This window comes from Clostridium sp. LIBA-8553, assembly GCF_057782465.1.
The window spans coordinates 2,658,920-2,672,255 of the sequence record NZ_CM173489.1; the positions used below are offsets into that span (position 1 = coordinate 2,658,920).

Here is a 13,336-nt window from a genome sequence, read left to right on the forward strand (position 1 = left end):
TTATCTATCGTTTAAACACATGTTACAATTTGTTTTTTTAGAAATCTCATCGTAATACTGAGATTCCTTAGATTGACTAAATATTATTTCTAATACATCTCCAGCCTGTATTTTTACTTCTCCGTTTGGTATTATTTCCTCTGCCCCTCTAAAAATAGTTATAATCAAACTTTCCTTTGGCCACTTAACATCTTTTATATATTTCCCATCTAATTCAGAACCAATTTTCACTTCAAAATCAAAAATTTCTTTTTTCTTTATGCCAGAATTAAATTTAATATTCATTCTTTCTAATAATCTTTCTAATAAACTTTCATAAATAGGCTTATTATTAAGCATATCAGAAACCAAATATGCCACAGTAACTGTTATTGCAACTGGTAATAAGTGTTTAAAAGTACCTGTCATCTCTGTTATAAGCATTAAGCCAGTAATTGGTGCCTTAACTATAGATGCAAATTGTGCCGCCATAGCTAAAACTATAAAATTAACTATTAAGGAATCACTTATTCCTAAGTACTTATTTAAAACCAATCCAAATATTGCCCCAACTAAAGCTCCTAAAGCTAATAAAGGGAAGAATATTCCTCCTGGTACTCCTGAAGAATAACTAAAAAAAGTAAATATAAACTTTATCACTAATATTATTATTAAAAGTTTTATCGCAATATTATTGTTTATTATGTTTTCAATGAGAGAATCTCCACCATCAATCACTTGAGGTATTGTTAATGCTAAGATTCCAGTCATAACAAATGGAATTATAGTTTTAAATTGAATAGGAATCTTTTTTAATGTTTTCACATAAAAATCCTGTGTTTTTAAAAGCCCTTTATTAAAAATATATCCTGTTCCCCCTAATATTACTCCTAATATTATTAATGTCCAGTAATATTTTATTGGTAAGGAACCTGTTGGAGGAATTTTTATACAAAATTCATTGCCTAAAATAAGGTTATCTATAAAAACCCCAGTAAGTGAAGCTGATAATGCAGCTAGCATTACAGGCAAAGAAAAACTTCTATGTACTTCTTCTAGAGCAAATATTGCACCTGATAAAGGAGCATTAAATATAACAGCAAGCCCTGAACTAGCTCCTCCTGTTATAAGTAATCTCTTTTCAAAATCACTTTTCTTAAAAATCTTAGCAAATCCCTCACCTATAGAAGCACCTATTTGTACTGATGGTCCCTCTTTACCTAATGAAAGTCCAGATGCCATACATATTATTCCACCGATAAACTTATCCCTAAGTACTCTTTTCCAGTTTACAGTTATCTTTCCGCTAAGCTCTCCTTCGACCTGTGGAATACCACTTCCTCCTATCATAGGATTCCTCTTTACTATTATCCCAACTATAAAACCTAATAATATAAGAATTATAAATAAGGGAACTATAAACTTAGGATTTTCACGTGTATAAGAATATACTTTATTAAATCCATCCATCCCAAATCCTATTATGGTTTTATATATCATTATTACAATTCCAACTATTAATCCTACAAGTATTCCATGTACTATTATTTTAAACTCTAAGTTGTTTAATCCACTTATCTCTTTATCTCTATATTTATCTCTCACCATATAATCACATCCATATTATTTTATGAATAAATTATATACCTTTTGTTAACATAAGTTCAAATTTTGCATTTCTTATTTATCCAGTTAAATCCACTTTATCTACTTAAGTCTAGTACTTTATGCTTCTTAATGATGTATCCTCATTATTTCTTATAACTCTTCTCATGTCTCCAACCATATATAAAGAACCACAAATTAACAATAAATCATCTTCTTTAGTTAATTCATAAGCCTTATTATAAGCCTCTTTATAATCTTTAAACATAAAAGATTCTTTTCCAAATTTCTTTATTTTTTTATATAAATCTTCCACATCTTCTGCTCTATCACTATGAGGTTCTACAATAACTACATTATCTACTCCCCTAGTTATTTCTCCTACCATCTCTTCTACTTGTTTATCCCCTAAAATTCCTAATATTAATGTTATGTTTTTAAAATTAAAATATTTATCGATACTATTTCTTAAGTTCCTTATTCCATCAATATTATGAGCTCCATCTATTACAACTAGAGGACTCTCATTTAATACTTCCATTCTTCCAATCCATCTTACTTTTCTTAAACCATTCTTAATAGCCTCATTACTTATATTAACACCCTTTTTTCTTAAATCTAATAAAGTTCTTAATGCTACTAAGAAATTCTTCACTTGATGATCCCCAAGTAAAGATAATTCTATTTTAAAAGTTTCATTATCTATTAAAACTTCAATTTTCTGAACATGTTTTTCTTTATCTATGATTACATTTTTAATATCATAAATATTTACTACTTCTAACTGGCAATTTAGTTCTTTACATCTATTCTTAATTACCTCTAATACGTCCTCTTTCTGAGGATAAGATACCACAGGAACACCATATTTTATTATGCCACATTTTTCTCTTGCGATTTCCTCTATGGTATTACCTAAAATATTCATATGATCTAAGCTTATTGAAGTTAATACAACCATCTCAGGCATAATTACATTAGTTGCATCTAATCTTCCCCCTAGACCAACTTCTAAAACAGCATAATCAACTTTTTCCTTTGAAAAATAATAAAACATTAGAGCTGTTATTATTTCAAATTGAGTTGGACTTTCATATCCAAGCTCTATAACTTTATTAATGGCTTTCTTAACATCTCCCATAAGACATGCTAAGTCATCTTTTTTTATATTTTCTCCATTAATTTGTATTCTTTCTTCAAATTCTTCTAAATAAGGTGATGTATACATTCCTACCTTAAACCCAGCTTCCTTTAAAACTGAACTTATCATGGCTGTAGTTGATCCCTTACCATTTGTGCCCCCAATATGTATAAATTTAATATCCTTATGTGGATTTCCTAAAAACTCTAAAACTTTCTCTATTCTATCTAATCCTAAATTCATTCCAAATCTTGATGCAGTAACAATATACTCCATAGCTTCATTATAATTCATCATTACTATAGCCCTCCTTAAAATATATAAAGAAAGTGTATCACAAAGTGCTTAAATAATAAAACTTATAAATAGTATGAAGAGAATATCTGTGTAAGCTTTAGAATTTAAGTAATCATGGAGAGGATTTTGCGTTAAGAAGATTGAATGTCCGACGCAAAGCTAGTTTTCAATCTTTAGCAAAATTCTCGGAATGATTGCTATAAATTCTTAGCGAAACACAGTAATTCTCAGAATATATTTATAAGTTTTATTTAGCACTTTAGATACACTAAAGCTTTATTGTTATATTATTGTAAAGCCTCTATTCTTTCTAGAACAGCTTCTAACATTTCTTTATATTTAACACCTTTTGCTCTTTCTTCATTAACAACAGCCTCTGGTGCTTTGCTTACGAATCTTTCATTAGAAAGTTTCTTTTCAACTCTTAAGATTTCTCCCTCAAGTTTAGTTTTCTCTTTATTTAATCTTTCTAACTCTTTTTCTCTATCAACTAAGTCAAGTAATGGTAAGAATAATTCTCCACCCTTAACAACTACTGATACTAAGTTATTATCTAAGTTATCCTTATTATCTAAGAAAGTAACTTCTGATGCTGATGCAAGTTTTTCTAAGTAAGCTCCACCATTTATAAATGCATCTTTAGCCTCTTCTGAAGCGTAAGCCATAACCTTAGCTTTTCTTGAAGGTGGTACATTCATTTCAGCTCTTAAGTTTCTTAATGATCTTATAGCTTCCATTATGAATGTCATATCCTTCTCAGCTTTTTCGTTATTTAAAGCTTCATCATATGTTGGCCATTCAGCTATTGTGATTGACTCAGTTTCAGTGCTTAAGTGAGTATATATTTCCTCAGTTATGAAAGGCATTACTGGGTGTAATAATTTTAATCCTGTATTTAATACAGTGTAAAGTACATTAAATACTACTCCCTTAGCTTTCTCATCATCACCATATAATACTGGTTTAACTAATTCTATATAGTAATCACAGAACTCTGTCCATAAGAAATCATGTACTTTTTGAAGAGCTATTCCTAACTCATATTTTTCCATGTTTTCTGTAACTTCTTTGATTAATGAGTTCATTCTTGATAATATCCATTGATCTGCTAAGCTATATTCTTTGCAATCTTTGTATTTATCCATAAGCTCTCTGTCTAAGTTCATCATAACGAATCTTGAAGCATTCCAAATCTTATTAGCAAAGTTTCTTGCAGCTTCAACTCTTTCAGGAATGTATCTTATATCATTTCCTGGAGCGTTTCCTGTTACTAACATGAATCTTAATGCGTCAGCACCATATTCATCTATAACTTCTAATGGATCAACACCATTTCCTAATGATTTACTCATTTTTCTTCCTTGAGCATCTCTTATGATACCGTGGATTAATACTGTATCAAATGGAGTTTCTCCCATGTTGTGTATACCTGAGAATATCATTCTAGCAACCCAGAAGAATATTATATCGTATCCTGTAACTAATGTTGATGTTGGATAGAAGAACTCTAAATCATCAGTTCTATCAGGCCATCCTAAAGTTGAGAAAGGCCATAAAGCTGAACTGAACCAAGTATCTAGAACGTCTTTATCTTGTTCTATGTTCTTTGATCCACACTTACAGCACTTAGTTGGATCTTCTAATTCAACCATGATTTCTCCACAATCTTGACAGTAGAATACTGGTATTCTGTGTCCCCACCATAATTGTCTTGAAATACACCAATCTTGGATATTTTCCATCCAGTTGAAGTAAGTTTTTTCGAATCTCTCTGGAACGAATTTAGTTCCTTTATTTCTAACAACCTCTATAGCAGGATCTGCTAATGATTGCATTTTTACATACCATTGTTTTGATATGATTGGCTCAACAACTGTACCACATCTATCATGAGTACCAACATTGTGAGTATGAGGTTTTATTTTAACTAATAATCCTAACTCTTCTAAGTCAGCAACCATTTGTTTTCTAGCCTCATATCTATCTAAGCCTTTATATTTTCCACCTAGGTGGTTTATTACACCACTATCATCCATAACTCTTATTTGTGGTAAGTTATGTCTCTTACCAACTTCAAAATCGTTAGGATCGTGAGCTGGTGTTATTTTAACTGCTCCTGTTCCGAATTCTACGTCAACATAGTCATCAGCAACTACAGGTATTTCTCTATCAGTTAAAGGTAATTTTAACATCTTACCTACTAAATGAGCATATCTTTCATCATTTGGGTTAACTGCAACAGCAGTATCTCCAAGTAAAGTTTCTGGTCTTGTAGTAGCTATTTCTAAATACTCATCAGAACCAACTACTGGGTATTTTATATGCCAGAAGTTTCCTTCTTTTTCTTCATACTCTATTTCAGCATCTGATAAAGCAGTTTGACACTTAGGACACCAGTTAGTTATTCTGTTTCCTTGATATATTAAACCTTCTTTGTATAATTTAACAAATACGTGTCTTACAGCTTTACTTAAATTTTCATCCATTGTGAAAGCTTCTCTTGTAAAGTCTGCTGAACAACCCATTTTCTTAAGCTGCTCTCTTATTCTTTCTCTGTATTCATCTGTCCATTCCCAAACTTTTTCTAAGAAAGCTTCTCTTCCCATTTCTTTCTTGTAAAGACCTTCTTTTAAAAGCTCATTTTCAACTTTAACCTCAGTTGCTATACTAGCATGGTCTTGTCCTGGTAACCATAAAGTACAATATCCTTGCATTCTCTTAAATCTTATAAGCATATCTTGAAGTGTATTATCAAGTGCATGGCCTAAGTGTAATTTACCAGTTATATTTGGTGGTGGCATTATTATAGTGTAAGGTTTTTTACTCTTGTCTATTACAGGAGTAAAGTACTTCTTTTCTTGCCAATTGCTATAAAGTCTTTCTTCAAACTCTTTAGGATTATACGTTGTAGAAATATTTTTATTATCCATTAGACTTACCTCCTTAAAATTCAAACATAGTTTTATGTATTTATTTAAAACATTCCAAAAACTATCTTGAAATGCCTTTTAACAATTATTTTTTTATTTATGATCTACTTTAAGTGAATATTTATTTTTAGCTAACCCTTCAGATTTATCTTATAGTTCTATCTAAAAACCAACACTAACTTAAAACAGCTCCTTTATTTAAAAGTAATTTTGGGCAATAAAAAAAGCCCTCATCCATAAAAGGACGAAAACTCGCGGTACCACCTTTTTTCCCTCATATTAAGGGCTCTCAAAAACTAACGACTGAAAATGCCGTCTTTGATTACTTTAATAATTTCACCAAAGAAACTCAAAAGCTACCTTCAAGATATCAAGCTTAGAAATCTTACACCCAAGGATCTCCTCTCTTAAAAGCTCTTCCTACCTTTACTCCTCTTTATCACTGTTTATATTACTATTTAAATTATAAATATATCTTATACCATTATTTTAACCTATGTCAAGTAAGTCTAATCAAATATACATATAAATTTATAATATTTTCATCTTATGAATATAATTCCAAAATAAGTTAATAATTAAAGTAGATATTTTTTAGGAGGTCAAAAATGAGTAATTTTTCTAAAGGTAACGAATTATACAATACTAGAAATTATTCTGATGCCATAAGTTATTACAAAAAGGCTTTAGATAACGATGAATGTAAATGTCATAGTTATTATAATGCTGGTGTTTGCTACATAAAATTAAAGCAGTATGAAAAAGCTATTGAAATGATTAATAAAGCTTTAGAACTTTATCAAGACTCAAAGTACTTCTTTAATCTAGCTTATTGCTATTCAATGATAAATAATAATCCTAAAGCTTTAAGATACTTTAATTTAGCTTGGGCATTAGATAATGCAGATAATGACTGCGAAAAAGCCATAGATTTAATCTTATCAAAACTTACAAAATAACCTATACTCCTAACTGATTAACTTTAAAATTATAAATTATCTCAACAAAAAACAACCAAGCAAAATTGCTTGGTTATTTTTTACCACTCACCTATTATTTGGGCATTTCTATGTGAATCATTATTTTTTCTGCTATCAAAATAATTACCGGCTTTTCCAAAGGTTGTATCAACAGTTATCCACTCATTTTTATCTGGTAAATAAACCTCATTCCAAGAATGTGGTCCCCATTCTTTACCGTTAAATCCTTCTCCTGTTACCATTCTAACTTTTAGTCCAGCTTCTCTTGCCATAGCAACATAAAGACATGAATAATCAAAGCATATACCACTTCTAGTTTCAAAAGCTTCAATAGCACCTGATTTATACTTTGATGGTTCCTTACTTATGTTTTCGGCTTTATTATCATCATAATTAATATTTTCACTTATCCAAATATATAAGTTTTTAGCTTTTTCTCTATCAGTCTTTGCCTTTTTAGTAAGTTCTCTAGCTTTTGCATTAATAGCTTCATTTGATTTTATACCCTGTTCTAGAGTTACTCCATTATAAAGGTTTATAACATTACTATTATTTTTAATTACTTTTTCTTCAGTTGGTTTTTTAGTACTTTCTTCAGTAATTAAGTTTTTACTTATAGCATCTTTATATTCTTTATGAAAAGATTCATACTCTTTATTCAAAGCAGCATAATACTGATTATTGTTTATTATCTCATAAGCTCTTGAATTTAAAGTTAACTTTTCCATTTTGTTTCCTAAAAATCCATTACTCCCCAAAATAATAATAACTAAGGCGCTTATTATCATATAAAATGCAGCCTTAGGTATATTAATTAATAATGCTGCTCCTTTTCCAAATCTCTTTCCTCTTTTAGCCTCTGCTTTTTTTAACCATCTTAATATTGGATTTATAATTAATAAATTAAGTATTAAAAATACAAGCTTTATTACGAAAAAAATCACAAGAGTAAGAACTAATACGATTAATATAATTATCACCTGTGGTGAAATATTAAATCTTGATATGAGTGAATCAAAATCTACCACTATAATAGAGAACATTTTTTCTATTATATCTACTTTTTTTATTACAATGAAACTTAAGTATAAAGCTGAGAAAAAGGCTATATATCCACCTAGTTCTTCAATACTATGCTTTATTTTTATAATATTAAATTTTCTTTTGTAAGCGACTATTAACGGCAGTATAAAAGAACAAACTACAATCAAATCTACTAAGTTAAAATTCATTTTACCTACTCCATATATTCATTATTTGTTAATCTTCTGACTACGCTATTACAACAGTCATAGTCATATCCTTTAGATAAAAGAAATCTAAATAATTTTTGAGATAATTTATACTTATCACTTTCTTTTTTCTTTAGCATATTGTATTTTTTCTCTGCTAGCTTAAAAGCAGTATCATTTTCATCCTCTTGATCAATATTAGATAACTTATCTAAAAGTACTTCCTCACTAATGCCCTTTCTTATAAGAGCATATTTTATTTTATTTCTCCCCTGAGTTCTAAGTCTATCTTTTATATACATTTCTGCATATTTTTCATCATTTAAAAGATTATATTCCTTTAGAAAGTCTAATGTTCTTTTAATAGTATCTTCCTCAAAGCCTCTTTCTTTAAGTTTATCTTTTAATTCCTTTTCAGTTTTATATGTTTTTTCAACTGTTCTAAGCGCTGAATTCTTACACTTTATAAACTCATCTTCTTTCACAATTTCTTTAATTGATTCAACATCTATTAAAGAATCTTTTTGTATTCCCTGTTTATATATAAGTTCAGCATCACAAGCAAAAGTAAACACTTCGTCTACATAAACATTTACTCTATTTGTATTTCTCTTTTGAACTTCTATACTTGTTATTTTTCCCATTTTATCTACTCCATTGGTTTTAATATGTGTATAGTAGGATTGTTTAAGTATTTATCACAAACCCTATATATATCGTCAACGGTCATCTTCTCTAGTTCTTCCATACTATCTATAAATTCTGTTATATCCTTTCCCGCCAAACTTTGCACTAAAACATATCCACAAAGACTGCTACAATCTTCTAGAGTAGAAACGACTCCAGTCTTATGAGTTTTCTTCATCATACAAAGCATGTCTTCATCAAAATTTATGACTTTATTTTTTATATCATCAATAGCCGCATCTATTACTTCTATTACTTCATCTATTGATTCTTCTCTAACTGAAGTGAAAATATTCATTGTATTAACATTTTCATCCAAATCCATCTGACTATAAACATCATAAGCTAAACCACGCTCTTCTCTAAGTTCTCTAAATAATATCGAGTTTGAACTTTCAGCCAACTTATAACTCAATATTTTTAAAGGAAGCTTATCTTTTTCTTCAACCTCTTCAAAAGTATAAAGATAAGTAACAGTTCCTTGTTCAATTTGAGATTTATATGTTGTTTTTATTATTGGTTTATTTTTTTCTTTTATTATCTTTGCTTTCTTATGACAAGTTCCTTCCCATTTTCCAAAAAAATCCAAAATTATTTTTTGCATTTGTTCATGACTAAAAGCACTTACTGTTACAATGACACAGTTATCTGGAGTATAATATTTCTTATAAAAATCATAAACCTGGTTTCTCTTAAAGCCTTTAACATGTCCTTCTGTTCCTGCTATTGAATTTCTAAGAGCAGATTTATCAAAGGCATATTCATGGGTTCTACTCAAACTTAAATCCTCAAGATCATCTTTATCACTTCTTATTTCTGATAAAACAACTCCCTTTTCTTTTTTCATTTCTTTTTCGTCAAAGGAAGAGTTTAAAATCATATCACTTAATAGTTCTATACCCTTCTCAAATTCTTCATCTAAACAATTAACGCTATATACTGTTGATATATAATCTGTATATGCATTATAATCTCCACCTAAAAATTCTAGTTCTCTATTTAATTGTTCATTATTTCTATTCTTTGTTCCTTTAAAAAGCATATGTTCAACAAAGTGACTCATACCCAGTTCTTTTGCATCTTCATATAAAGAACCTATATTAATTCCAATATTTATAGAAGCTAATCTTGTATCCTTTTTTATTGTTATTACTTTTAACCCATTAGGTAAAATTATGGTATTTTCATCAAATGTCCATCTTTTCATTAAAAACTCCCCTAAAATTATTTATATAAATTTTAACTTTAATTATATAATATTAAATCCCTTATAAAAACAAAATAAAATTAAACGTAAAGCTGTTTTCATTGTATAATATTAAGTAAGTTAAAACAATATTTTTTAAAGGTTGGTGATTATATGAACAAAACGGTACTTATTGTAGAAGATGAAATACGTATAAGATTTCTTGTGAGAGATTACTTCAAAAAAGAGGGATTTAATGTATTAGAGGCCTCTGATGGCGAAGAAGCTCTTAGGATATTTTCTGAAAATATAGTTGATTTAGCAATATTAGATATAATGATGCCAAAATTAGATGGTCTTGCTGTTTGTAGAAATATAAGGGAAGTTTCTAATACTCCTATAATATTATTAACAGCTAAGAGCCAAGAGGAAGATAAACTTTTAGGATATGAACTTGGAGCTGACGATTATATGACTAAGCCTTTTAGCCCTAAAGTTTTATTAGCAAAAGCTAAAGCATTATTAAGAAGAACTGGTACTTTAAATGATAAGAATATTTTAGATTTCAATGGATTAACCATAAATAAACTTTCACATGAAGTAAAATTACATGATGAGGAAATTCTACTTTCTCCTAAGGAATACGATTTGCTTATTTATCTTTCTTCTAATGAAGGTATAGCATTATCTAGAGATAAAATATTGGATAATGTTTGGGGATATGATTATTTTGGTGATATAAGAACAGTTGATACGAATATAAAAAGACTTAGAGAGAAACTAATGGATAAATCTAATTATATAGCTACTGTTAGAGGAAGTGGCTATAAATTCGAGGTGAAATAGTGAAAAAGAGTATTTCAAAACGACTATTTATTATAACCTTCGGTATAATAATATTTTTAACACTGTTTACTATGGTGTTTCAAATGTCATTTTTTCAAGAGTTTTATTTCAAAAGAAAGAGTTCTGATTTAAGTAATGCAGTTTTAAAATTTAGAGCTCTTTACTCTTATGATATAAAAAATACCGGCTCCTTATATAAAGCTTTAAGTCTTTTTGAGCTAGAAAATAATGCTAAAATAGGTATTTATTCAACTGACAGTACCCCTAAATACCTTCCTGATCCTGATAATCAGAATTCAGAAGCAGCTGATTTATTAAATAATATATTCAATGAATTATATAGCGATCCTGATTTTGCAAAAACACTTTTAAATTCAAACTCTGGAGTAACAACAGTTTTTAATAGCAAGAAGTATTCTACAAAATATATTGTTTATATGGTTCCATTCTCCTTCACTACTACGAATGATTCTATTATTGTTGCAATAACATCATTCCAACCAATTGAAGAAGCAAGTTCGCTAATAAAAGATTTCTATAAATACATAATAATAATTGTTATTATTATTGGACTAATTTTATCTTATGTATTTTCAAACTTAATTTCAAAACCTTTGGTTAAGTTAAATAAATCTGCCAAAAAGATGAGTGCTATGGATTTCTCAGAAAAATGTAATATTGATAGAGAAGATGAAATAGGAAGCTTAGCAAAAACTCTAAATTTCTTATCGAAAAACCTTTCTAATGCCTTAGAGGATTTGAAAATAAAAAATAAAAAACTAGAAGAAGATATAGAAAAAGAAAGAGAATTAGAAAAGCTTAGAAAAGATTTCATTGCAGGAGCTTCTCATGAACTTAAAACTCCAATAGGAATAATTTCTGGTTATGCTGAAGGTATAAAAGATGGAATAGTTGATGATAGTGATAGAGATATTTATTTAGACATAATAATAGATGAAGCTGAAAAAATGAATAAATTAGTTATGGATATGCTTGAACTTTCAAAGCTTGAAGCAGGTAAAATTGATTTGCACTTTATAGAATTCTCTCTTACTGCTCTTACTGAAGAGGTTCTAGTAAAAAATGCTGTTGATATAAATAACAATAATTTAACTGTCATAAAGAACTACTCTCCAGATGAAGATGTTTATGTTGAAGGAGATGACTTTAAAATAGAACAGGTTATAACTAATTTTGTGACCAATGCCATAAAGTATTCAGAACCTAATAATAAAATAATAATCGATATAAAACCAGTTGAAGAAGATAAAATTTATTTTTCTATTGAAAATACAGGAGCACATATTCCTGAAACAGAATTAAGTAAGATTTGGAATCAATTTTATAGAGGAGATACTTCAAGGAATAGATGTGATAGAAGTACAGGTCTTGGCTTATCTATAGTTAAAAATCTTCTTCAAGCCCATGGAAGTGAATTTGGTGTTATGAATACAGAAGATGGAGTTAAATTCTACTTTACATTAAAAAAATCTAATGAAGTAGATATAATAGAAGAATTATAAAATAAAATGTGCTGTATTAAAAATAACTTAAAATAAAACTTATAAATATATTAAGAAAATTACTAGATTTCACTAAGAATTTATAAGTTTTATTATTTAAAGTTTTAATACAGCCTATTTTTGTCTATAAAATTTTTATAACATACCACCATCAACAGTTAATATTTGTCCTGTTAAATATGAGGAATCATCAGATCCTAAAAATACTGCTATCTTTCCTACTTCTTCAACTTCTCCAAATCTACTCATAGGTATTTCTTCTTCTAAACTTTCTTTTTCTTCCTGACTAAGCCATGAATTCATCTCTGTATTTATAACTCCTGGTGCTATACAATTAACTCTTATGCCCCATGCTGAAATCTCCTTAGCTAAAGCTTTAGTAAATAAATTTACTCCTCCTTTAGTTGTTGAATATAAAACCTCACAGGAAGCTCCTACATTCCCCCATATTGATGATATATTTATAATTGATGCATTTTTCCCTTCCCTTAATAAGTCCATAGCATCTCTTGTAAGCTTCATAGCTCCGATTAAATTAACATTCATAATAGAATCTATTTCCTCATCACTTGAATCCATAAATAACCCTATTTTTGATATCCCCGCATTATTAACTAATATATCAAGTCTACCAAACTTATTTTTAATAGTACTTATTATATTATCTCTATCATCCTTCTTGGCTACATTTCCTCCAAGAACCTCTCCTGTTCCTCCTAATTCCTTAATCATATTTAATGTTTCATTAGCACCCTCTAAATCACTATTATATCCAATTAAAACAAAAGCTCCTTCTTTTCCAAATTCCTTGGCTATTCCTCTTCCAATCCCCTTTGAAGCCCCTGTTATATAAACTATTCTACCTAATAATTTTTTCTCCATTAATCCTTCATCCTTTTCTTTATACATATTGTAATTTTTTAAAAAGCT

At 28.8% G+C, this 13,336-nt stretch carries 10 protein-coding genes and 1 other annotated feature; of the genes, 3 read left to right on the forward strand and 7 right to left on the reverse strand.

The genetic code is table 11. The features are described 5' to 3' along the window. From AC2JAQ_RS11855 to AC2JAQ_RS11865, 3 genes are all read right to left on the reverse strand, one after another. Positions 1 to 1,587 carry a ClC family H(+)/Cl(-) exchange transporter gene (locus tag AC2JAQ_RS11855; RefSeq protein ID WP_488456628.1) on the reverse strand — a complete coding sequence of 529 codons (1,587 nt, stop codon included), beginning with the start codon at positions 1,585 to 1,587 and terminating at the stop codon, positions 1 to 3. Between the two features lie 109 nt (positions 1,588 to 1,696). Beyond that, on the reverse strand, positions 1,697 to 3,019 hold the full coding sequence (locus AC2JAQ_RS11860; RefSeq protein ID WP_488458800.1) for a bifunctional folylpolyglutamate synthase/dihydrofolate synthase: 1,323 nt from the start codon (positions 3,017 to 3,019) through the stop codon (positions 1,697 to 1,699). Positions 3,020 to 3,309: 290 nt separating this feature from the next. Continuing rightward, on the reverse strand, positions 3,310 to 5,952 hold the full coding sequence (locus tag AC2JAQ_RS11865) for a valine--tRNA ligase (protein ID WP_488456629.1): 2,643 nt from the start codon (positions 5,950 to 5,952) through the stop codon (positions 3,310 to 3,312). Between the two features lie 237 nt (positions 5,953 to 6,189). After that, positions 6,190 to 6,404 (reverse strand) — a binding site (T-box leader). 156 nt (positions 6,405 to 6,560) lie between these two features. Between AC2JAQ_RS11865 and AC2JAQ_RS11870 the strand changes: the two genes are divergently transcribed. After that, complete coding sequence (locus AC2JAQ_RS11870; RefSeq protein WP_488456630.1) at positions 6,561 to 6,911, forward strand: tetratricopeptide repeat protein; 351 nt, start codon at positions 6,561 to 6,563, stop codon at positions 6,909 to 6,911. An 80-nt stretch (positions 6,912 to 6,991) separates the two neighbouring features. Here AC2JAQ_RS11870 and AC2JAQ_RS11875 read toward each other — a convergent pair whose 3' ends face one another. From AC2JAQ_RS11875 to AC2JAQ_RS11885, 3 genes are read right to left on the reverse strand one after another with little or no spacing between them, the layout of a single operon-like run. Beyond that, entirely contained in the window at positions 6,992 to 8,164 is a 1,173-nt protein-coding gene (locus AC2JAQ_RS11875; protein ID WP_488456631.1) for a transglutaminase-like domain-containing protein, read from the reverse strand. A 5-nt stretch (positions 8,165 to 8,169) separates the two neighbouring features. Continuing rightward, positions 8,170 to 8,808: a recombination regulator RecX gene (recX, locus tag AC2JAQ_RS11880; RefSeq protein ID WP_488456632.1), complete on the reverse strand. Its 639-nt coding sequence runs from the start codon at positions 8,806 to 8,808 to the stop codon at positions 8,170 to 8,172. Between the two features lie 5 nt (positions 8,809 to 8,813). After that, positions 8,814 to 10,058 (reverse strand): M16 family metallopeptidase, encoded by a 1,245-nt coding sequence (locus AC2JAQ_RS11885; protein WP_488456633.1) that lies wholly within the window; start codon positions 10,056 to 10,058, stop codon positions 8,814 to 8,816. 153 nt (positions 10,059 to 10,211) lie between these two features. Here AC2JAQ_RS11885 and AC2JAQ_RS11890 point away from each other — a divergent pair, with 153 nt between their 5' ends. Then, on the forward strand, positions 10,212 to 10,883 hold the full coding sequence (locus AC2JAQ_RS11890; protein WP_488456634.1) for a response regulator transcription factor: 672 nt from the start codon (positions 10,212 to 10,214) through the stop codon (positions 10,881 to 10,883). An 83-nt stretch (positions 10,884 to 10,966) separates the two neighbouring features. Then, a complete protein-coding gene (locus AC2JAQ_RS11895; RefSeq protein ID WP_488456635.1) occupies positions 10,967 to 12,406 on the forward strand; it encodes a HAMP domain-containing sensor histidine kinase in 1,440 nt (479 codons plus the stop codon). A 135-nt stretch (positions 12,407 to 12,541) separates the two neighbouring features. Here the strand turns inward: AC2JAQ_RS11895 and ymfI are convergent, their stop codons facing one another. Next, positions 12,542 to 13,288, reverse strand: coding sequence for an elongation factor P 5-aminopentanone reductase (gene ymfI, locus AC2JAQ_RS11900; protein WP_488456636.1), 747 nt, complete (start codon positions 13,286 to 13,288; stop codon positions 12,542 to 12,544). Between the last annotated feature and the right edge of the window lie 48 nt (positions 13,289 to 13,336).